The following is a 21,218-nucleotide window of genomic DNA, read 5'->3' as shown; positions in this document are numbered from 1 at the left end:
GTTACGGCGGCCATAGCGGAGGGGAAACGCCCGGTCCCATTCCGAACCCGGAAGCTAAGCCCTCCAGCGCCGATGGTACTGCACTCGACAGGGTGTGGGAGAGTAGGACACCGCCGAACACAAACCCCAGAAATACCCCCTCGACCACCAGGTCGAGGGGGTATTTCTGCATTCCCACACCATCCCGGTCGCACCTCACCGCTCGAAAAAATCGCTGGCGTCATGGCCGGTCGATACCGCATGATCGTTCCCGTAGCGGTACGGAGAATTCGAAGCGAATGGGGTGATGGCGTGGTCGACCTTTCCGATTCCGCTGTTGCGCTGGTGTTTTCGCGGACAGCGGTTCTCATCGATTCACGATAGCGACGTCCATCCCGCTGTCGTTCTGTTATCGCGGCAGGCGTGCATCGTGCTGCCGTTTCGCCGAGCAAGTCTCGGAAATTCAGGGAGCTTCGATGTATCTTCACGAACTTGTCCTACGCCAACACGACGCGAGAGTATCGGCGTCGCTCGAGCGGTATGCGCGGCGCACCTCGACACCGAAGCGGCCCACCGATCGGTCGGCCCTGCTCGCTTGGCTACAGCGGGCACTTCACCGAAATCGGTGAAGTGCTGCGCGCGGTTTCAAAGGCGATGGTAGAGCACTAGGCTGAGGGGTGATATCCGAGTCGTGCGCGCAGCTACCCGTCGTAGGCACCTCTCTTCATCTGTACGGGTAGTCGAATTCGAGGTGGCGCGTATGGAAGACGTATCGGAGCAGGGCATCAGAGCATTTGTAACGGCAGTCGTGATGCACGGGGGCCGGGCGGAGCGTCTGGCGACGTCTCGCCGCAACCCGGTACGGGTGTGGGCCGTCGACGGAACTAGTTGTGTGGTCCGGGTGCGAACCAAGGCAACGGGAGATTGGAAGGCCCGACGCCAGGACGAGTCGCTGGAAACCGACGATACGGATTCCTCGTTTTGGGTCTTCGTCGATCTCGCGCAGAGCGAGCCGGCGTTCTTCATCGTCTCTTCGGAGGAGATGGCGACCGATATCAGGGGTGAAGTCGACCTGTGGGTGCAGGATTCGCCGCTCCGGACGCGCACTGGTCATCATGCGATAGCGGTCGGCCGGGTGCAGCACGCGCGCGACAAATGGGCGCTGCTCGGGCTCAACCCCACGGTCGATCCGGCGTTGGCCGAAGCTGCTCGCACCGCATCGGAACAAAGTGTGCGCACTGCCGTTCGTCGTACTGGTAAGAAGAAGGCCGTTGCGGAAGAGGAGTTCGTCGATCCACGTGTGCGCGTTGTCGCCGATTTCGATGGGTATCGCTTGTGTGCTCGGTTCGATCCGGCTACCGGCCGGTTGGAGATCATGCAGGGCCCGATGCAGGGACGACGGTTCGAGGACCCCACGGAAGCGGCGAGTGCCGTGGCCACGCACATAAGTGGCGATGTCGAAGTCAGGGATGGATGGACGTTTTGGGAGCTCGAGACTCCGGAGCGTTTGCCGCTCGGCTCCCTTCGATAGCGCACCAATACCGCGTTTGTTTCACTGTGACTGGTCATAGGGATAGATAAAACAGCGGATGCGACTGGTTTCGGTCACTATTGTCGACGGAGATCCTGTTAAGCACGAACCGTCGACACCCCTCGATCTGCTGTGAATGTTGGCGATGGTTCGGCCCGATGAAATCGATGGCGACGGCGAGCGGCGTTGTCGACCAGGGAGAGGCCAGTTCCGTGGAACATTCCTTCCGTTCACCGTCGTTGCACGCATCGCGATTCGTCATCCTTGTCGCGCAGTTCGTGGATCGTCGTATCTCCGCCGACCACTTCTCTGGTCAGTTCAGAACCCTGGAACGGTCGGACTCGGGCTACCTCGATCGGGACGTCGCCTCGGTCGTGCGGAAGCTATCGGTCGACGTCGGCGCATACCGTGGTGATGTCGATCTGCGGGGCGTCGACTATATCGATAGCGAGCAGTTGTGGCACGCGGCGAGCGCAGCGTTCCGTGACCTGCTGACACTGCAATCCGAGCTGCTCGGCCGCGAAGCAGGCTGATCGTCTGTCGTCATCGGGATGCGGTTTCCTCCCGGTGCTTGACCAGGTCTTCGAGCCGGAACCGACGATGCGAGCCGCGCATCTCGATGGGCAAGCGACCGGAGTCGGCGGGTTTTCGAACGTACGTGTCGGAGACGCCGAGAACCTCGGCGGCTTGCGATGTCGTCAACAGGTCGCCGACCGCGGCGATGGTCACCGACGTGCCCGTCGCCAGTTGGCGCAGCAGCTCCATCACTGCGTGTCGTGCGGACGAATCCACGTCGAGTGGAACGCCGTCGAGAGCCACTTCGGGTGCTCGTCCGTCCAGCTCCTCGATCATGGCCGTCACTCGTCTGGCATCGTGGTGCGAGAGCGCAGCTGCGATGTAGCGGTGATCCATGTGGACGACCCTACTGTCCGCCGACACCCTCGACCCGTCGTCAGCTCAGCAGCACACCCATCAGTTCGGCTTCGACTGCCGCGAATGCAGGCGTGGTGACAATCTCGAGGTTGCGAGGACGCGGCAGCGGCACGTCGATCTGGCATCGAATGCGAGCGGGCTTGTTCGAAAGCACGATCACCCGGTCGGACAGGTACACCGCCTCCCTGATGTCGTGCGTGATCATCAGCACGGTCCAGCCGTACTCCAGCCACATGGACTGAAGCCAGGTCTGCATCCCTGTTCGTGTCAGTGAATCCAGTGCGCCGAACGGTTCGTCGAGCAGCAGTAGGTCGTGTCCCTGCACCACCGTGCGGAGCATGGCTGCTCGCTGCCGCATGCCGCCGGACAGCTGCGCCGGTCTGGCCTCCTCGTAGCCGTCGAGACCGAACACCGGAAAGAGTTCCTGCGCCTTCGCCCGCGCCTCCCGCTTGGGAACCCCCTGAACCTCGAGACCGAGGGCCGTGTTCTCGAGTACCGTTCGCCAGGGAAAGAGCAGATCCTTCTGCGGCATGTAAGCGCTTCTCGGAGCCTGGACAGCCCCGGAATCGGGTGTATCCAACCCGGCGAGCATGTTGAATATCGTGCTCTTCCCCGACCCACTCGGGCCGATGATCGACACGAACTGGCCTGGGTCGACGTCGAAGGTCACGTCGCCGAGCACGGCCCGTCCGTCGTAAGCCTTGGCCAATCGGGTCACGTTCACACTGCTCATCGCTGGAGCACCTGTCCGGGTTGGGCTCCAGGAGACGCCGGTCCGGAAGACCCGGTTTCCATTGCCCACGGCGCGATCATGCGCTCCGCGACATAGGTGAGGAGGAACAGTGACACGCTGATCAGCGCGGTGACGAGCACCGCCGCCAACACCAGGTCGGTACGGAAAGAGTTCTTTTGCTGGCTCATGTAGATCCCGAGGCCGGCGCTCGCCCCGGCGTACTCAGCGAAGATGGCCCCGACCACGGCATACGTGATGCCGATGCGGAGCGAGGTGAAGAACCGCGGCATCGCCGAGGGCAGCCGCACGTAACGGAACTGCTGCCACCGGCTCGCGCCCATGCTGTCCAGCAACGATCGGGCATCACGGTCCGCGGCGGCAAAACCCTCGATGAGGCCGATTGCCATCGGAAAGAACGTGGCCAGCGCGATGACGAGGATCTTCGGCATCAGCCCGAAACCGAACCAGATGATGAGCAGCGGCGCGATCGCGATGATGGGCAGTGTCTGCGATACCACGAACAACGGCACCAGTGCACGGCTCAGCCACGGCGAGAAGTCCACCGCGACGGCCAGAATCCACGCCACGGCCAACGAGACGGCGAACCCGATGATCGTGACCTGAAGCGTTGCCGATGCGTTCTCGGCGATGGCCTCGCGGTGCGCCCACCCTTGTTCGAGGACGCGTGCGGGCGACGGCAAGACCTGCGGACGCACATCACCGACGGTGACGTAGATCTGCCATGCGGCCACCAACACGAAAACGAGGATTGTCGACGGCAACGCCCAGCGGATTCCAGCTCGAACTCGCGAGCGCCGCGACGGCGCGGTTGCGGCGACGACGAGGTCAGTAGGGTCGGCCGCGACCCTACTGGGTGCTGAGGTACTCATCGGTGAAGTAGGTTGACCAGTCGGGCTCCGAGGTGAGCGTGTTGCCGCCTTCGTCGACGAGGACGCCGTTGTCGTACAGGAACTTCGAGTAACTGCTCCACTTCTCGATGTTCTGAGCACCGACGGCTCCCGTGTCGTCCTTCATGTAGTTGTCGGCGAGCATCTGCTGACTTTCGAACACCAGCCGTTCGTCGCTGAACACACCAGGGTTGGCGTCGATGACGTCCTGCGCCGCACGGTCCGGATCATCGGCGGCGACTTGGTAGCCGCGCTGCAGTGCCTGGACGAAACGGGTTGCGTCCTCGGGGTTGTCCGCGAGCCAGTTCTCGTTGCCGCTGATGGTGATGGCGTACGCGTCGGGGAAGCCGTAGTCGGTGTAGGCGAAGTACGTCATCGGTGTACCACTGTGCTCGGCTTCGATGCCCTCCCATGCCAGATAGGACACCGTGAAATCGGCGGTGCCGGAATACACCGCCTCGTAGGCAGAGGTTCCGAGCACGACGGTCTCGTATTCTCCTGTTCCGCCGTCGTTCTGAATGACCTGACGCAGTCCGGCCTGTTCGCCGACGTCTCCGAATCCGGCGTACACCTTGCCGTCGAGATCCTTCGGGCTCGAGATGTCGGAGCGGTCGGCTCTGACTCCGATGCCCGTTGCCCAGGTCTGCAGAGGTGCCAGCACCGAGACGATTTGTGCCCCGGCAGATTTGGCGAAGGTAGTCGAGCTTTGGGTGCTGATGCCGAACTCGGCGTTACCGGAATCGACGAGCGTATCCGGTGAGGTGTTGTTGTAGGGGAGAATTTCGACGTCGAGGCCGGCGTCGGCGAAATACCCTTCCTCGAGGGCGACGAACAATCCGGTGTGGTTCGTGTTCGGTGTCCAGTCGAGAGCAAATCGAATGGTGTTCGACTCGTTCGACTGCGAGCAGGCGGTGAGGGCGGCGACCGATACGGCGACGACCGCCATCGACAGTAGCTTCTTCACAGCAGGACCTCGCTCTCGTCCCGGAGCCAGGGCGTTGGATGTAATGCGCTGTCCCAGAACATCAATTCGTATCGCGTCGCAACCGAGAAGGCGTCGACCATCGCTTCGCGTTGCGCTTCGGTGGCCGAGGCGGCGGCGTCGTCGACGAGAATGCGCGCGCCGTCGACGATTGTGCGGAACTCGTCGGAGTCGTAGGTGGTCACCCAGCGGGCGTATGGGTGCTCCGGATCGTTCCGGAGTACGTCCTCGGCGGCGGGCGCGAGCCGTGCGGCCACATCGGCGTAAACCCAGAAACACGGGAGAATCGCCGCTGCAGCAACGGGATAGGGCTCCGTTGCTGCAGCGGCGATCAAGTAGGAGACATAGCCGAGGCAGGCGGGTGAGTGATACGAGTGTCCGTCGGCGGCCGGGAGAGCGTCACCGGAAAGAAGCGACTCGTGCAGCGACGCTTCCTCGACCGCGCTCGCAGCGGATGTGGCCCAGAAGGCTGCGGTCTTGGCATCGGGTGCTCGGGAGGCGAGGATGGACAACGCTTTCGCGTATCCGGCCAGGTAGAGCTTGTCCTGCTCGATGTAGGTGCGGAAGACCTCCAACGGCAGGGTGCCGTCACCGAGCATCGTCAGAAATTCGAGCCGATCGATCGCGGCGCGCAGTGACTGCGTCGATTCCCAGAATCGATCCGTATAGCGGACAGGGTCCACTGAATAAACAGGCGTTGTCATCGCCTTGACATCCCTTCGTCAGCATTACCTGCATCAGGTTCGACGGGTGTGATCTCAGCATTCATCTTCTATGAACGCACCCCGTGTCAGAACAACGCCGACCCTAGCACGCGCCTTTGGCGACCTCCGATGACATCGGTGCCGCTCACGGGGCAGTGAGGTCGTCGAAATCTCGCGTCGTACTTGTCTGTCACTTCGAGCCACCGGCGGGCCGATCGCCAGGTTGGTACCTTGGCGTTCGAGACCGAGGAGGTGCCATGAGCGATGCGACATGCCGAGCGCACACGCCGTACGGGGATGTGATCGGTCACCGTGACGGCGCCGGCTTTGTCTGGAAGGGCATCCCGTATGCAGCCGCGACGGGCGGAGAACATCGCTTCCGGTCGCCACGCCCGTTGGCGCCGTGGTCGGATTCGCTCGATTGCGCCGCGTTCGGTGCGATGGCGCCTCAGGGCCGTGACGGTCCGGTGCCGATGGACCCGACTATTCCGATGTCCGAGGACTGCCTGTCTCTGAACGTGTGGGCACCGGAACCGGACGGTGAACCGAGACCCGTGATGGTGTGGATACACGGCGGCGCCTACGCGCTCGGATCAGCGGCGCAGAGCGTGTACGACGGTCGAAGCCTTTCCGAATCGGGTGACCTGCTGATCGTCACCATCAACTACCGAATCGGTGCATTCGGTTTTCTCGACCTGTCCTCCTTCTCGACGGACGAGGCCGTGTTCGAGTCGAACGTCGGCCTGCGCGACCACATCGCTGCCCTGCAATGGGTGCGACGGTGTATCGAGGCATTCGGAGGTGATCCGTCGAACGTGACGCTCTTCGGTGAGTCGTCCGGTGGCGCTTCGGTGACGACATTGATGACCTCGCCCAGAGCGGAGGGGCTCTTCCATCGCGCGATCGTGCAGAGTGCACCGGCCACGTCGGTGTACGGCGCGGACCGAGCCGCGCAGGTCGCCGCCCGTTTCCTCGAGCTCCTCGAGCTGACGCCGGACCGCGTCGGTGAGTTGAAGACCATGGATTTCGATCGGATTGTCGAGGCGAGTGACACCCTCTGCTACGAGGTTCCCACGCGTGTACCGGGAACGCTGGGACTCGCCCCCGTCGTGGATGCCGACATCGTGCCGCGGTATCCGGTGGCGGCGTTCCAGAAGGGCTTGGCGCATCGCATTCCATTGATCATCGGCACCAACCACGACGAGGCGTCGATCTTCAGGTTGATGAAGTCGCCGTTGATGCCGGTCACGTCCGAGACCGTGTCCGAGATGTTTCGCGCCATCGCCGCCGACCACGAGGATCTTCCGGCCTTTCGTATCGCCGAGATCATGTCCGCGTATCCTGATCGATCCAAAACTGCCGGTGCTCTGGCTATTTCGCGTGACGCCGGATTCAAGATGCCCAGCCTGTGGATCGCCGACGCGCACAGTCGGCACTCGCCGGTGTGGATGTATCGGTTCGACCACGCGACGCCGATGCTCAAGGCAGCCCGGATCGGTGCCGGCCACGCAACCGAATTGCCCTATGTCTTCGGTAATTTCGGCACACTCAATCGCGATCCGACGTTCTGGCTCGGCGGCCGAAAGGCTGCCACGGTGGTTTCGGCGCGCGTGATGAAGAGATGGGTAGCGTTCGCTCGACACGGTGTCCCCGCCCTTCTCGACGGCGGCAAGCACTGGCCGCTGTACACAGAGTCGGCAAGATCGACATTGGTCATCGACGGTCAGGACCGCGTGGTCGACGACCCGGACGAAGCGCTCCGCAGTGCCTGGGGAGACGAGGTCCTCGGGTTCAGCTGAACGTGGATCGAATGTCGGTGCCACGGGTTATTTTCCTCTCGTGCTGTTCACTCGGATCATCGACACCTCGACCACCGTCGGAGCCACGCGCTCGCGGAAGGCCAAGATCGAGGCGCTGCAGGAGCTATTGGCCGAGCTCGATCCCGCCGACACCGGCATCGTCGTGTCGTGGCTATCCGGGGAGCTGCCGCAGGGACGCATCGGAATCGGTTGGCGAACGCTCGCCGAGATCGATACCCCGCCCGCTGCGGACGGCACTCTCACCATCGGCGACGTCGACGCCACGATCACCGCAGTCGCGGCCAGCTCCGGACCGGGTTCGGCGGCCCGCAGACGCGAGCTATTGACGGAGATGCTGGCCTCCGCTACCCGAGAAGAGCGAGATTTCCTCGTTCGACTGCTGACGGGTGAGCTTCGCCAAGGTGCCCTCGAGGGCATCATGACCGATGCGATCGCCAAAGCCGCTGGTCTGAAGGTCGAGCCTGTCCGACGCGCATTCATGCTGTCCGGCAAGCTGTCGGCGACGGCAATGGCCGCACTGGGCGGGGGAGAACAGGCGCTCGCTGCCTTCGGCCTCGAGTTCGGGCGTCCGATCCGTCCCATGCTGGCCTCGCCGGCGGAGTCCTTGGAAGCGGCGTGGGCGGAGTTCGGTGGAGAGGTCAGCGTCGAATACAAGCTCGACGGCGCTCGGATACAAGTTCACCGGGACGGTAACGATGTGCACGTCTACACCCGGACGCTTCGTGAGATCACCGACGCGGTGCCGGAACTGGTGGAGCTGATACGCGCGTTGCCCTGCAGGGCGGTGGTGCTGGATGGCGAGACGCTGGCGCTGACCGACAGTGGCCGGCCCCGCCCGTTCCAGGAGACGATGAGTCGTTTCGGTGCGCGGAGCGCGCACGAGCTCCTGCTCAGCCCGTACTTCTTCGACTGCATTCACCTCGATGGAGAGGACCTGCTGGACGAGCCGCTGGAACGGCGCCTCGAGGCGCTCGATCGGGTCGCGCCGCAGCATCGCATTCCCGCGCTGCTTCGCCCGGACGCCGAGGCTGCGAGCGCGCATGTCGAGGCCGCACTCGATGCAGGTCATGAAGGTGTCATGGTGAAGGCATTGTCCTCGGTTTATGCAGCTGGTCGGCGCGGACGAACATGGCAGAAGGTCAAGCCCGAACACACCCTCGACCTGGTGGTGTTGGGCGCGGAATGGGGCTACGGCAGACGGACCGGCTGGCTGTCCAACCTGCATCTCGGTGCACGGGACCCTGACGGTGGTCCACCGATCATGGTGGGAAAGACGTTCAAGGGACTCACCGACGTGCTGCTGCAGTGGCAGACGGAGGAATTCCCGAAGCACGAGCGCGATCGTGACGATCACACGGTGTACCTGCATCCGACGCTGATCGTCGAGATAGAGCTCGACGGTGTTCAGGTCAGCAGCCGATATCCGGGCGGGGTGGCACTGAGATTCGCCCGAGTGCTGCGGTACCGGACCGACAAGACGCTCGCCGAAGCGGACACGATCGATGCCGTTCGCGCGCTGCTGCCGTCGTCGACCTGAGTCGTTACTCGGCCGAAACCGTGTGTGCCGTTTTGTAACACGATTCAGCGCACGTGGCGGCGGTGCATCTCCTATGTTGAGTGAGGTAGCCGGCGAGGAGCGGAGTGACGTGTATGTCCACAGTTCGAGCGGCCCTGGTTCAGACCAACTGGACCGGTGACAAGGAATCGATGATCAAGGCGCACGAGGATTACGCCCGTAGCGCTGCCGAGCAGGGCGCGAAGATCGTGTGCTTTCAGGAATTGTTCTACGGTCCCTACTTCTGTCAGCTGCAGGATGCACGGTTCTACGAGTACGCCGAGTCCGTGCCCGGCCCCACTGTGGATCGCTTCGCTGCACTGGCAAAAGAACTCGGCATCGTGATGATCCTGCCGGTGTACGAACAGGAGCAGCCCGGTCTTCTGTACAACACCGCTGCGGTCGTCGACGCCGACGGAACATATCTGGGCAAGTACCGAAAACACCACATCCCGCACGTCAACGGGTTCTGGGAGAAGTTCTACTTCCGGCCGGGCAATTTGGGATGGCCGGTGTTCGACACCGCCGTCGGCCGCGTCGGTGTCTACATCTGCTACGACCGGCACTTTCCGGAGGGGTGGCGCGCTCTCGGCCTGGCCGGGGCCGAGATCGTATTCAACCCGTCGGCAACCTCACGTGGACTGTCGAACTACCTGTGGAAGCTGGAGCAGCCCGCGTCGGCGGTGGCCAACGAGTACTACATCGGCGCGATCAATCGTGTCGGCGTCGAGGCGGAATACGGTGACGACGACTTCTACGGCACGAGCTACTTCGTCGATCCCGAGGGGAGATTCGTCGGGGATGTCGCTTCGGACGCCGAGCCGGAGGTCGTCGTGCGTGATCTCGATATGGATCTGATCAAGGTAGTGCGCGATAGGTGGGCCTTCTATCGAGACCGTCGCCCGGACGCGTATGCGCCACTGGTGAAGCCCTGACATGGCCACCACGTTCGTCCACGGCGGCACGGTCGTCTCGCCGACAGGGACGCAGCTACTCGACGTTCTCATCGACGGCGAAACCATTGCAGCGGTACTGAAGCCGGGTTCGACCGCGCTGGCTGCGGACCTGACGCAGTCAGCGGACACCGTCATCGACGCGACCGGGCGGTACGTGCTTCCAGGCGGGGTCGACGGTCATACGCACATGGAGATGCCGTTCGGCGGTACCTTCGCCTCTGACACGTTCGAGACCGGTACTCGCGCCGCCGCCTGGGGCGGTACCACCACGATCGTCGATTTCGCCATCCAGACGCCGGGGCAACGCGTGCAGGACACGCTGGCGCAGTGGCACGAGAAGGCCGCAGGAAACTGTGCCATCGACTACGGGTTCCATCAGATCATCGGCGAGGTGGACAGCGATTCACTGAAGGCCATGAGCGAGTTGGTCGCCGAGGGCGTCACGAGTTTCAAACTGTTCATGGCGTATCCGGGGGTCTTCTACTCCGACGACGGCAAGATCCTGCGTGCGATGCAGACCGCTGCGGAAACAGGGTCGCTGTTGATGATGCACGCGGAGAACGGTATTGCCATCGATGTGCTCGTTGCGCAGTCGATCGCGCGCGGGGACACGGCGCCGTACTACCACGGAACCTCTCGGCCGTGGCAACTCGAAGAGGAGGCAACGCACCGGGCGATCATGCTCGCACATGTCACCGGTGCCCCGCTCTACGTCGTCCACGTTTCGGCCAAACAGGCACTGGCGCAGATCGCCCAGGCACGAGGCAACGGCCAGAACGTCTTTGCCGAGACCTGCCCGCAATACCTGTATCTCTCCCTCGAAGAGCAGCTCGGTGCACCGGGATTCGAGGGCGCGAAGTGGGTGTGTTCGACACCGCTCCGGTCCCGTGCGGAGGGGCACCAGGACGAGCTGTGGCGATATCTGCGTAGCGGTGATGTCGCCACCGTCAGCACCGATCACTGTCCGTTCTGCATGAAGGATCAGAAGGAGATGGGCGTCGGGGACTTCTCCAAGATCCCCAACGGTATCGGCTCGGTCGAACACCGGATGGATCTGATGTTCCAGGGGGTCAAGAGCGGCAAGATCACCCTCGAGAAGTGGGTGGAGGTGTGCTGCACGACGCCCGCTCGCATGTTCGGCATGTACCCGAAGAAGGGGATCGTCTCACCCGGTGCGGACGCCGACCTCGTTGTCTACGATCCCGGCGGGCACACCAGTATCGGAGTGGGGAAGGCGCACCACATGAACATGGACTACTCCGCCTACGAGGGCTTCGAGATCGAAGGTCACGTGGACACGGTCATCTCGCGCGGTCGGGTCATCGTCGACGACGGTGCATACACCGGCAATCCTGGGCACGGGCGCTTCGTCAAACGCTCGTTGTCGCAGAATCTGGTGTGAGTGATGGATATCGGAGTCGTGCTGCAGTGCACGCCGCCGGCCTCGCGTGTCATCGATCTCGCTCGTCGCGCCGAAACGCATGGGTTCTCACACGTGTGGACGTTCGACTCGCACCTGCTCTGGCAGGAGCCGTATGTCATCTACAGTCAGATTCTGGCCGAGACCAGGCGCGTGACCGTCGGGCCGATGGTGACCAACCCCGCCACCCGCGACTGGACCGTCACAGCATCCACGTTCGCGACTCTCAATGACATGTTCGGCAATCGAACGGTGTGCGGTATCGGTCGCGGGGACTCCGCTGTCCGCGCACTGGGCGGCAAGCCGACCACTCTGGCTGCGTTGCGCGAGTCCATCCACGTCATTCGCGAACTGGCGAACGGACGATCGGCGACACTGGGGGATACGACGGTCCGATTGCCCTGGGCTGGAGCATCCAGGCTCGAGATGTGGGTGGCCGCATACGGACCGAAGGCACTCGAATTGACCGGAGAGGTAGCCGACGGATTCATTCTGCAGCTCGCCGATCCCGATATCGCGGCGTGGACCATCGATCGTGTTCGCTGCGCCGCCGAAGCCGCAGGTCGCGATCCCGCCTCGATCACCTTCTGTGTTGCGGCACCGGCCTACGTCACCGACGGCAGTGCCCAAGCTCTGGCGCATGCGCGGGATCAGTGCCGATGGTTCGGGGCGATGGTCGGCAACCACGTGGCGGATATCGTCGCGCGCTACGGCCGCGACGGCGGCGGCGTGCCGACCGCGCTGACGGAGTACATCGATGCGCGTCGCGGTTACGACTACAACGAACACGGTAGGGCCGGGAACTCGCACGCCGAGTTCGTGCCGGATGAGGTCATCGATCGTTTCTGTCTGCTGGGTACGCCGGCCGAGCACCTGAGCAGACTGAGTGTCCTGCGCGAACTCGGTGTCGACCAGTTCGCCGTGTATCTGCAGCACGACGCGAAGTCGGCAACGCTCGAGGCCTACGGCGAACATGTCATTCCGTTCATCGACGAGCCGGTGACGGCTACCTCGTGACCCCGGCTGCGGACGGGGCGTCGTACGCTCCAGTCGATATGGCATCAGGAGGAGGCGGCAAGTAGATGGATCACGTTTTCTACTCGTGGGCGGCGCAGGCGGAACTCGATCCCATCACCGTGGACCGGGCATCGGGCTCGTGGTTCTGGGACGAGAGAGGGAAAAAGTACCTCGACTTCTCCTCCCAACTGGTCAACGCCAACCTCGGCCACCAGCACCCTGACTTGGTAGCTGCGATCATCGCTCAGGCTCAGGTCTTGACGACCATCTCGCCGATGATCGCGAACGCCAAACGCAGCGAACTCGCGGCTCTGGTTGCCGAGCGAGCACCTGGCGATCTCGATCGGGTTTTCTTCACCACCGGCGGTGCCGAAGCGATCGAACACGCTGTCCGACTGGCGCGTCAGCATACGGGCAGAACGAAAATGCTGGCCGCCTACCGCTCGTACCACGGCGGCACCGGCGTCGCCATCGGTCTCACCGGCGAACCGCGGCGATGGGGTACCGAACCGACCAATGTCGACGTCGTCCGATTCTTCGGTCCGTATCCCTATCGGTCGCCGTGGTCGACGAACTCACCGGAGGAGGAAACCACTGCGGCACTGTCCCACCTGCAGCAGGTGATCGAACTCGAGGGCGCGCAGAACATCGCCGGTCTGATCCTCGAGTCCGTCATCGGCACCAACGGTGTCCTCGTACCGCCGCCGGGCTACCTGGCGGGTGTCCGCGAGCTCTGCGATCGATACGGCATCGTCTACATCGCCGACGAGGTCATGGTCGGATTCGGACGTGTCGGTGAGTGGTTCGCGTGTCAGGCCTGGGACGTCACACCGGATCTCATCACGTTCGCCAAGGGCATCAACTCCGGCTACGTGCCCCTCGGCGGCGTCGTCATCTCCGAGCGCATCGCGTCGAAATTCGATCACAAGCCCTACCCTGGGGGACTGACGTACTCGGGTCACCCCCTTGCCTGCGCGGTCGGCGTAGCTTCCATCGAGGTGTTCGAACGTGACAACGTGCTCGGGCATGTACGTGCCGTCGGAGAAGACGTCCTGGGCGCCGGGTTGAAGAAGCTAGGCGAGTCGCATCCGAGCGTCGGCGAGGTGCGCGGCATGGGCTTCTTCTGGGCCCTCGAACTCGTCAAGGATCGCTCGACGCGAGAGCCCCTCATTCCTTTCGCCGCGGGCGGGGCTGATGCCGCGCCGATGGCAGAGGTGACTGCTGCCGCCAAGTCTCGCGGACTGTGGCCGTTCACCGCAGGTAATCGGTTGCAGCTAGCGCCGCCACTCGTCACGAGCGAGAACGAGATCGTGCAGGGCCTGGAAATTCTCGACGAGGTCCTCACGGTCGCCGACGAGATCGCTGCACGCGGAACGCCCTAGAGCACTGCCCCGCCCTAGAGCACTGCCCCGGGATTGAGAATGCCCTGCGGGTCGAGAGCGGTCTTGATGCGCTGGGTCAGAGCCATGACATCGGCGCCCACCTGATCCGGTAGCCAAGCTTTCTTGAGTCTTCCGACGCCGTGCTCGCCGGTGATGGTGCCGCCCAACGAGATCGCCAGATCCATGATGGCGCCGAAAGCGATGTTCGCGCGCCGCTCCATGTCAGCGTCCGCGGGGTCGAACACGATGAGTGGGTGGGTATTGCCGTCTCCCGCATGGGCGATGACGGCGACAAGGACTTCGTACTTTTCGGCGATCCTCTCGATGCCCTCGACGAGGTCGGGTAGCGCGGGCAGCGGAACTCCGACGTCCTCGAGGAGGAGGCTGCCAAGCCGTTCGACCGCGGGGATGGCGAATCTCCTTGCAGCAGCGAACGCTTCGCCTTCATCGGGGTCGTCGGTGGTGAACACATCGATTGCGCCGGCCTCGCTACACGCTGCAGCCATGATTTCGACCTCGCGCGCGCGATCCGCGCCCGGGGAATCGGAACGCGCGATGAGCATCGCCGACGCGTCCCGGTCGAGGCCCATCTTCATCGCATCCTCGACCGCGCCGATGGAGGCGCGATCCATGAACTCGAGCATCGACGGTCGCAGGGAGCGAGTGATCGCGAGAATGGCCGCCGTGGCAGCTCGTACCGACCCGAACGTCGCGACGACCGTGCTGGCAGGAGGCTGCGCGGGGATGAGCCGAACGGTGATTTCGGTGATGATGCCGAGAGTGCCCTCGCTTCCGACGAACAGCTTCGTGAGTGAGAGTCCGGCAACGTCTTTCAGACGCGGGCCACCCAGTCGCACCGCGGTGCCATCGGCCAGCACCACGACCAGTCCCAGTACGTAGTCGGTGGTGACTCCGTACTTGACACAACAGAGCCCACCGGCATTGGTCGCGGCGTTGCCGCCGATCGAACACATCTCGAACGAGGACGGGTCCGGGGGATACCACAGTCCGTGTTCGGCCGCTGCCTTCTTCACCTCGGCGTTGAGCAGACCTGGGCCTGTGACAGCTATGCGGGTCACTGGATCCACCGTGATTTCTCGCATCAGTTCGGTGCTGAGGACGATTCCGCCGTCGACCGCGGTGGCCCCGCCGGACAAGCCTGATCCGGCACCACGTGGCACCACCGATATGCCGTGGGAGCTGGCCCAGCGCATCACCGTCTGGACATCGGCGGTGTTCCGGGCGCGGACGACCGCCAACGGTATGCCCGCGTTCGGATCCTTCGCCCAGTCTCGCCGGTAACCCTCCGTCAGATCCGGGTCTGTCAGCACGGCGCCGTCGGGCAGTGCACCCTCCAGCTCGCTCAGGTCGGTCATCGGTGTTCTCCATCTCGATCAGCGCAGTTCTGCTCACCGAGCGTATTGGTCGCGGCCCCGACGCAAGTCGTTATCGCCTAGCGCCGCTACTGATTGCGCTGCATCGTCAGCTCGGCGAGTCGGGTAGCGCTCGCGCAGGGGTCGACGTTCCCGCCGCGATACTGGACCCACCAGGTGATGGTTCCTGAGTAGGCCGCGGTGATGCCGCAGGATGCCGGATCGCCGGGGCGACGTGCAAGGAAGGCGCTTGCACCGGACACGCTGACGGACTCGATCGAGTAGTCGAGGTTCTCGGCCAGAGTGCGTTCGCGGCCGAGCGAATTGTCCTCGAACCAGGCGAAAGTCACGTCGATGATCCCCGACGGGCCGCTGGCGTTCCACATGCACACTGCCCCGAAGAAGTATTGCTCGATGGCGTTGGCCTGGATCGATTCGGCGATTTGCTCGTTCGGCACCGCGACGCATTCCTCGAGCAGCTTGTCGAACTCCTCGCTGGTCTCGCCTGCGCCCTCCGCTACCGGTGTGCCGGTGACGGTCGTGCTGCAGCTCGCCGCCAACATCACCACAGTCAGCGTCGATAGAACCGGCACCGCGAGTCGAGTGCAGGGACGTCGAGTGGACCTGGTCATGAATTCACCTACTTCGCATTCTGGACGGTCGCGCGCGCGAGGTCTTCGACGACCGAGCAACTGTCCGTCGGGGGTGTTGCGAAGGCGTAGTTGACCGACCAGTGCAGAAAGCCATCCCCGGATTCCACCCCGGCCTCGCAGGACAAGTCGTTGCCCCGCGCAGTGAACCCGGGGTGCCCGTCCGCATCGATCTCGGCGATCTCGCGGCCGATTCGCCCGGCGACTGTTCGTTCGCGGGCTATGGGGCTGCCTCGGTACCAGGTGAACATCGCGTATGCGCCGTTGTCGGGCGCGTCCCATCGGCATCGCACCGCGTTCTTCGAGGTCGACACCAGGCGGGGGATGCCGGTGATGGACGCGAGCTCCTCGTCCGTCATCGATCCACACTCACCGACGAAGAGTTCTTCGGTGCTGCTGCCACCGGCCGACGGTCCGGCGGAGTCGGGCTCGGACGCTGGATCCGACCCAGCGCATCCAGCGAGAATGAGCGACAGGGCAGTCAGCGCAGCAGTCCCCGCACCGGCAGCTGTTCCCGTCCTCCACACGGTGGGCAAGCCTACCGATCCGATCGATTCGATGCGGCCGGACTCGATCGTTGTTCGTCACATCAGTCACATCAGTCACTCTGTTACCTGATCGATGCGTCCGTGCAACGCAATGTTGTCGCTGCGAGGTCTAGCGTCCAGTCCAGTGCGAAAGGCTCGGCGCATCAGCCGGCCGAATAGGAGGCCCAGACATGATGGATCCGCATCGCAAGTCCTGGAATTACGTCGCCGCGATGTTCTCGTACGAATTCCAGGATGGTGGAGTCGATTACGACACCATCGAGATGATCCACCGCGGCGATGTGCACGAATGGGTTGCCGCCCTGGCCCAGTCGGGACTGTTCGACAAGGCCACCGTCGTCGAAGCCGAGGACACCTGGAAGGCGCGCCCGAGACTGCTTCTGGACCTACTGTTGCACGAGGCCGACGAGATGACGCGCCGACGCTGCGACATGGCCTGGTTTTCCCTCGATCGGCTCGCGCCGATCGCCCAGTCCGGTTAGATCCGCTCGAACCGATCGCCGTCCACGACGATGACCTGCTCATCGGTGAGCGTGAGATGGTCGATCTGCTCGCGTTCGAATCGAGCCACCATCGATCGGGCGGCATCGGTGTCGTCGAGGATCGATCCGTAGTGCGGCACCACCGCGGTATCGATCAGTCCCAATCCGCTCCACACAACGTCGCCGCCGACCGCCTCGACGTCGGCCGGATCGTCCGCTGTTTCGACTCCCCGCAGCGTTGGCGACGCCACGCATGCCCCGGCGCTGTAGCCGGCGAAGACGAGGTCCCCGTCCCGCACGCGCGAGACGATCGGGTCCTCGGCCCCGCACCGGGCCAGCTGCGATCTGAGCACGAAGGTGTTGCCGCCGCGGACCCACAGTGTGCCCGCCGAGTCCAGTTCCGTTGCGAGCTCGTCGGGTCGGCCGCGAAACTGTCGCAGGTCGAGTTCGAATGGATCCAAGCCGAGTCTGCGCAACCCGGTCATCTCGCTTGCGAGCGCGGAATCGCGCGCTGCAGCAGGCCACGCGTCCGCCGCATTGGCGATGACCGCAACGCGTGGACGATCGCGAGTCAGGGCCACGAAACGGGCGACGTGCACGCCGAAACGGTACGAGGCGAGGAACAATTTCACCGGTGGTCCTCGGCGGCGAGCCGTTCCATGCCCGCCCGAATTGCTTCGGCCGTCGCCTCCTGGTCTTTGGGGCGTCGAGTGAGGAAACCCGCCACGAAGCGCAGTTTGTCACCGTTCCATCGCGGTACGACGTGAAGGTGCGTGTGGAACACCGTCTGGAACGCGGCCTTGCCATGGTTGAGAACAAGGTTGGAGCCGTCCGCGCGTAAATCGGAGCGTCGGAGCGCCTTCGCGATCTGTTGCCCCGCGTCGAACATCGCTTGTCCGATCGAGGGCTCGAGCGATTCGAGATCCGTCGAGTGCGCCTTGGGGATGACCAGAACATGACCGCGAGTGACGGGGCGGATATCGAGGAAGGCGAGGATGTCGTCGGTATCGAGCACAATATTCGCCGGCGCGTCGCCGGCGACGATCCCGCAGAAGATGCAGTTGTCCACGCGGGCCACTCTAGTCTCGACCGATCGCTATGATGTCGATCACATCTGGCGATTGCCGTGCACGTCGCGAATGTTCGGATTCGATTCAGAGCGCGCGACTGTGGCGTGCGTTACCTCAGGTTCGGTGAACCTAGCTATCATCAGTGACCTTGTGCCTTGTCGCATGGATCTTGCCAGTCGTCGCTCGGATGCAGCCATTCGTCGACGTGCCGGCACCATTCAACTCAGGAAGTCGGAGATTTGGAAACATCGGAGAGTACTGAGAACGCAACGAGCAGTGGGGGGACCACCCGTGTCGGCGTCGTACGCGAATCGGGGGAGGGTGAGCGCCGGGTTGCGCTCGTTCCCAAGATCGTGGCCTCGCTCATCAGCAAAGGTGTCGAGGTCGTGGTGGAGTCCGGCGCAGGATTGGGTGCGCTCATTCCGGACGAGTTGTATGTCGCGGCCGGTGCCACGATCGGCGACCCCTGGTCCTCGGACGTCGTGGTCAAGGTAGCCCCACCGGCCGAGGCCGAGATCGCGAAAATGAGCTCCGGCACGACCCTCATCGGGTTCCTCGCGCCCCGCAACGCGGACAACAGTATCGGCGCGTTGAAGGCCGCGGGAATCGAAGCCTTTGCCGTCGAGGCGATTCCGCGTATCTCGCGTGCCCAGGTCATGGACGCACTGTCTTCCCAGGCGAACGTCGCGGGATACAAGTCCGTGCTGTTGGCTGCTTCGGAGTCGACGCGATTTTTCCCGATGCTGACCACCGCTGCCGGCACGGTCAAGCCTGCCACCGTGCTCGTACTCGGCGTTGGAGTTGCCGGTCTGCAAGCGCTGGCAACCGCCAAGAGGCTCGGTGGCCGACCGACCGGATACGACGTGCGTCCCGAAGTTGCCGACCAGGTGCGGTCCGTCGGCGCGCAGTGGCTCGACCTCGGCATCGATGCCGCAGGCGAAGGCGGCTACGCGCGTGAGCTGACCGACGCCGAGCGCACACAGCAGCAACAGGCACTCGAAGAAGCCATCAAGGGTTTCGACGTCGTCATCACCACCGCTCTGGTGCCGGGGCGGCCCGCGCCGCGCCTGGTCACCGCAGCTGCTGTCGAGGGCATGAAGCCCGGCAGCGTCGTGGTGGATCTCGCCGGTGAGACGGGCGGCAACTGCGAGCTGACCGAGCCGGGACAGACCGTCGTCAAGCACGACGTCACCATCTGCTCCCCGTTGAATCTGCCTGCGACGATGCCCGAGCACGCCAGCGAGCTCTACTCGAAGAACATCTCGGCACTGCTCGAACTCATGCTCACCGACGGCCGACTCGCCCCCGATTTCTCGGACGAGGTCCTCGCCGGTGCGTGCGTGACACGTGAGAAGGAGAACTGATGTACACCCCGCTACTTGCGAATATCGCGATCCTGGTCTTGTCCGGGTTCGTGGGGTTCGCGGTGATCTCCAAGGTGCCCAACACCCTGCACACTCCGTTGATGTCGGGCACCAACGCCATCCACGGCATCGTCGTTCTCGGCGCCCTGGTGGTGCTCGGAAAGGTGGAGAGTCCGTCGATCGGTCTGCAGATCATCCTGTTCGTGGCTCTGGTGTTCGGAACTGTCAACGTGATCGGTGGATTCGTCGTCACCGACCGCATGCTCGGAATGTTCAAGTCCAAGCCTGTCGCCCCCACGGCAACCTCGAAGGGGGCTGACTCCTGATGGACAATCTCGTCAACATCCTCTACATCATCGCGTTCGCGATGTTCATCTACGGCCTGATGGGGTTGACCGGGCCCAAGACTGCGGTGCGCGGCAACAAGATCGCTGCAGCGGGCATGGGTCTGGCCGTGGTCGCAACTCTGATCGCGGTGCGCGACACCGAGAACTGGATCCTCATCGCCGCAGGTCTCGCCGTGGGTATCGCACTCGGCATCCCGCCGGCGCTACGCGTGAAGATGACAGCCATGCCGCAGTTGGTGGCATTGTTCAACGGCGTCGGCGGCGGCACCGTCGCGTTGATCGCGTGGGCTGAATTCCTCGACACATCCGGGTTCTCCAACTTCCAGCACGGCGAGTCGCCGACGGTGCATATCGTCATCGGGTCGCTCTTCGCGGCGATCATCGGCTCGATCTCGTTCTGGGGTTCGCTGATCGCGTTCCTCAAACTGCAGGAGACACTGCCGGGTAGCCCGATCACGATCGGCAAGCTCCAGCAGCCGATGAATGCACTCCTGCTCATCGGCGCGGTAGCGGCAGCTGTCGTCGTCGGCATCAACGCCACTCCCGGCGGCGGAGTGTCGCAGTGGTGGATCGTCGCAGTGCTGGTGCTCGCAGGCATCCTCGGATTGACGGTGGTGCTGCCCATCGGCGGCGCCGACATGCCGGTGGTGATCTCGCTGCTCAACGCGTTGACCGGACTTTCGGCGGCGGCGGCCGGTCTGGCTCTGAACAACACCGCGATGATCGTGGCGGGCATGATCGTCGGTGCCTCGGGCTCCATCTTGACGAACCTGATGGCCAAGGCGATGAACCGGTCCATCCCGGCGATCGTCGCGGGCGGCTTCGGCGGTGGCGACGCGGTTGCCGGCCCTGCCGGTGCCGGTGGTGGCACGGCGAAGGCCACCTCCGCCGCAGACGCAGCCATCCAGATGGCGTACGCCAACCAGGTCATCGTCGTTCCCGGTTACGGACTTGCCGTCGCGCAGGCCCAGCACGCGGTCAAGGACATGGCCAAACTGCTCGAAGCGAAAGGCGTCGAGGTCAAGTACGCCATTCATCCGGTCGCCGGTCGTATGCCCGGCCATATGAACGTGCTGCTCGCCGAGGCCGATGTCGAGTACGACGCCATGAAGGAAATGGACGACATCAACGACGAGTTCGCGCGCACCGACGTGACGCTGGTGATCGGCGCCAACGACGTCACCAACCCTGCGGCTCGCAACGATCCGTCATCGCCGATTCACGGTATGCCGATCCTCAACGTGGATCAGTCCAGATCGGTGATCGTGCTCAAGCGGTCGATGAACTCCGGCTTCGCCGGTATCGAAAACCCACTGTTCTTCGCCGAGGGCACCTCGATGCTCTTCGGTGACGCGAAGAAGTCGGTCTCCGAGGTCTCCGAGGAGCTCAAGGCGCTGTAGATACCTGCAACGCTGAAGAGCCGTAGGGCCCGTGCGTGCGTGATTGCCTTTTGAAGAAGGTAAC

Annotated in this window: 22 protein-coding genes, 1 rRNA gene and 1 riboswitch; of the genes, 13 read left to right on the top strand and 10 right to left on the bottom strand. The window is 63.6% G+C overall.

Translation table 11 applies throughout. From position 1 onward, the window contains the following. Nucleotides 1-2: 2 nt before the first annotated feature. From rrf to KVY23_RS19150, 3 genes are all read left to right on the top strand, one after another. Nucleotides 3-119, top strand: a 5S ribosomal RNA gene (gene rrf / locus KVY23_RS19160). Between the two features lie 620 nt (nt 120-739). Continuing rightward, nucleotides 740-1,510 carry a hypothetical protein gene (locus KVY23_RS19155; RefSeq protein ID WP_075837195.1) on the top strand — a complete coding sequence of 257 codons (771 nt, stop codon included), beginning with the start codon at nt 740-742 and terminating at the stop codon, nt 1,508-1,510. A 212-nt stretch (nt 1,511-1,722) separates the two neighbouring features. Beyond that, a complete protein-coding gene (locus tag KVY23_RS19150; RefSeq protein ID WP_075837198.1) occupies nt 1,723-2,043 on the top strand; it encodes a colicin immunity domain-containing protein in 321 nt (106 codons plus the stop codon). Nucleotides 2,044-2,053: 10 nt separating this feature from the next. Here KVY23_RS19150 and KVY23_RS19145 read toward each other — a convergent pair whose 3' ends face one another. The 5 genes from KVY23_RS19145 to KVY23_RS19125 form a co-directional block, all read right to left on the bottom strand. After that, the gene (locus tag KVY23_RS19145) at nt 2,054-2,422 is read right to left on the bottom strand and encodes a helix-turn-helix domain-containing protein (RefSeq protein WP_230557824.1); all 369 of its coding nucleotides are present in this window, start codon (nt 2,420-2,422) and stop codon (nt 2,054-2,056) included. Nucleotides 2,423-2,462: 40 nt separating this feature from the next. Beyond that, the gene (locus tag KVY23_RS19140) at nt 2,463-3,176 is read right to left on the bottom strand and encodes an ABC transporter ATP-binding protein (protein WP_075837193.1); all 714 of its coding nucleotides are present in this window, start codon (nt 3,174-3,176) and stop codon (nt 2,463-2,465) included. Further along, nucleotides 3,173-4,066 carry an ABC transporter permease gene (locus KVY23_RS19135; RefSeq protein WP_075837192.1) on the bottom strand — a complete coding sequence of 298 codons (894 nt, stop codon included), beginning with the start codon at nt 4,064-4,066 and terminating at the stop codon, nt 3,173-3,175. Before KVY23_RS19135 ends, KVY23_RS19140 begins: the two co-directional genes overlap by 4 nt. Further along, nucleotides 4,044-5,030, bottom strand: a complete 987-nt coding sequence (locus KVY23_RS19130) for an ABC transporter substrate-binding protein (protein ID WP_230557830.1) — start codon at nt 5,028-5,030, stop codon at nt 4,044-4,046. The genes KVY23_RS19135 and KVY23_RS19130 overlap by 23 nt, the downstream gene beginning before the upstream one ends. A gap of 14 nt (nt 5,031-5,044) precedes the next feature. After that, nucleotides 5,045-5,770 carry a TenA family protein gene (locus KVY23_RS19125; RefSeq protein ID WP_075837196.1) on the bottom strand — a complete coding sequence of 242 codons (726 nt, stop codon included), beginning with the start codon at nt 5,768-5,770 and terminating at the stop codon, nt 5,045-5,047. Further along, nucleotides 5,764-5,864: riboswitch (TPP riboswitch) on the bottom strand. It overlaps the preceding gene by 7 nt. Nucleotides 5,865-6,027: 163 nt before the next feature. Between KVY23_RS19125 and KVY23_RS19120 the strand changes: the two genes are divergently transcribed. From KVY23_RS19120 to KVY23_RS19095, 6 genes are all read left to right on the top strand, one after another. Continuing rightward, the gene (locus tag KVY23_RS19120; protein ID WP_230557823.1) at nt 6,028-7,569 is read left to right on the top strand and encodes a carboxylesterase/lipase family protein; all 1,542 of its coding nucleotides are present in this window, start codon (nt 6,028-6,030) and stop codon (nt 7,567-7,569) included. 40 nt (nt 7,570-7,609) lie between these two features. Then, complete coding sequence (locus KVY23_RS19115; RefSeq protein WP_206508237.1) at nt 7,610-9,127, top strand: ATP-dependent DNA ligase; 1,518 nt, start codon at nt 7,610-7,612, stop codon at nt 9,125-9,127. A 113-nt stretch (nt 9,128-9,240) separates the two neighbouring features. Further along, nucleotides 9,241-10,080 (top strand): nitrilase-related carbon-nitrogen hydrolase, encoded by an 840-nt coding sequence (locus tag KVY23_RS19110; protein WP_075837431.1) that lies wholly within the window; start codon nt 9,241-9,243, stop codon nt 10,078-10,080. Nucleotide 10,081: 1 nt separating this feature from the next. Continuing rightward, a complete protein-coding gene (gene hydA / locus KVY23_RS19105) occupies nt 10,082-11,503 on the top strand; it encodes a dihydropyrimidinase (protein ID WP_206508238.1) in 1,422 nt (473 codons plus the stop codon). A gap of 3 nt (nt 11,504-11,506) precedes the next feature. Beyond that, complete coding sequence (locus KVY23_RS19100) at nt 11,507-12,538, top strand: TIGR03842 family LLM class F420-dependent oxidoreductase (protein ID WP_206508239.1); 1,032 nt, start codon at nt 11,507-11,509, stop codon at nt 12,536-12,538. Nucleotides 12,539-12,603: 65 nt separating this feature from the next. After that, a complete protein-coding gene (locus KVY23_RS19095) occupies nt 12,604-13,920 on the top strand; it encodes an aspartate aminotransferase family protein (protein ID WP_230557822.1) in 1,317 nt (438 codons plus the stop codon). 14 nt (nt 13,921-13,934) lie between these two features. Here KVY23_RS19095 and KVY23_RS19090 read toward each other — a convergent pair whose 3' ends face one another. The 3 genes from KVY23_RS19090 to KVY23_RS19080 all read right to left on the bottom strand — a co-directional run bounded on the left by KVY23_RS19090 (nt 13,935) and on the right by KVY23_RS19080 (nt 16,470). Then, the gene (locus KVY23_RS19090) at nt 13,935-15,296 is read right to left on the bottom strand and encodes an FAD-binding oxidoreductase (RefSeq protein WP_230557821.1); all 1,362 of its coding nucleotides are present in this window, start codon (nt 15,294-15,296) and stop codon (nt 13,935-13,937) included. Between the two features lie 86 nt (nt 15,297-15,382). Beyond that, nucleotides 15,383-15,925: a DUF3558 domain-containing protein gene (locus tag KVY23_RS19085; protein WP_374108747.1), complete on the bottom strand. Its 543-nt coding sequence runs from the start codon at nt 15,923-15,925 to the stop codon at nt 15,383-15,385. A gap of 8 nt (nt 15,926-15,933) precedes the next feature. Next, a complete protein-coding gene (locus KVY23_RS19080) occupies nt 15,934-16,470 on the bottom strand; it encodes a DUF3558 domain-containing protein (RefSeq protein ID WP_230557820.1) in 537 nt (178 codons plus the stop codon). Between the two features lie 191 nt (nt 16,471-16,661). Between KVY23_RS19080 and KVY23_RS19075 the strand changes: the two genes are divergently transcribed. Further along, nucleotides 16,662-16,973: a hypothetical protein gene (locus tag KVY23_RS19075; protein WP_230557819.1), complete on the top strand. Its 312-nt coding sequence runs from the start codon at nt 16,662-16,664 to the stop codon at nt 16,971-16,973. Here KVY23_RS19075 and KVY23_RS19070 read toward each other — a convergent pair. Together KVY23_RS19070 and KVY23_RS19065 are read right to left on the bottom strand one after the other, a co-directional pair. Beyond that, nucleotides 16,970-17,605 carry a Type 1 glutamine amidotransferase-like domain-containing protein gene (locus KVY23_RS19070; protein WP_230557818.1) on the bottom strand — a complete coding sequence of 212 codons (636 nt, stop codon included), beginning with the start codon at nt 17,603-17,605 and terminating at the stop codon, nt 16,970-16,972. The two genes, KVY23_RS19075 and KVY23_RS19070, sit on opposite strands and share 4 nt — an antisense overlap. Further along, nucleotides 17,602-18,042, bottom strand: a complete 441-nt coding sequence (locus KVY23_RS19065; protein ID WP_230557817.1) for an HIT family protein — start codon at nt 18,040-18,042, stop codon at nt 17,602-17,604. The genes KVY23_RS19070 and KVY23_RS19065 overlap by 4 nt, the downstream gene beginning before the upstream one ends. A gap of 240 nt (nt 18,043-18,282) precedes the next feature. On the opposite strand from KVY23_RS19065, the gene KVY23_RS19060 reads away from it, so the two are divergent. From KVY23_RS19060 to KVY23_RS19050, 3 genes are read left to right on the top strand one after another with little or no spacing between them, the layout of a single operon-like run. After that, entirely contained in the window at nt 18,283-19,407 is a 1,125-nt protein-coding gene (locus KVY23_RS19060; protein ID WP_230557816.1) for a Re/Si-specific NAD(P)(+) transhydrogenase subunit alpha, read from the top strand. After that, entirely contained in the window at nt 19,407-19,733 is a 327-nt protein-coding gene (locus KVY23_RS19055; RefSeq protein ID WP_206508246.1) for an NAD(P) transhydrogenase subunit alpha, read from the top strand. Before KVY23_RS19060 ends, KVY23_RS19055 begins: the two co-directional genes overlap by 1 nt. Beyond that, on the top strand, nt 19,733-21,154 hold the full coding sequence (locus KVY23_RS19050; RefSeq protein ID WP_230557815.1) for an NAD(P)(+) transhydrogenase (Re/Si-specific) subunit beta: 1,422 nt from the start codon (nt 19,733-19,735) through the stop codon (nt 21,152-21,154). The genes KVY23_RS19055 and KVY23_RS19050 overlap by 1 nt, the downstream gene beginning before the upstream one ends. Nucleotides 21,155-21,218: the final 64 nt, after the last annotated feature.

It is taken from the genome of Rhodococcus sp. I2R (genome assembly GCF_020889545.1).
In the GTDB taxonomy this organism is placed as follows: Bacteria; Actinomycetota; Actinomycetes; order Mycobacteriales; family Mycobacteriaceae; genus Rhodococcoides.
This window is presented reverse-complemented; position numbering and strand designations above follow the sequence as displayed.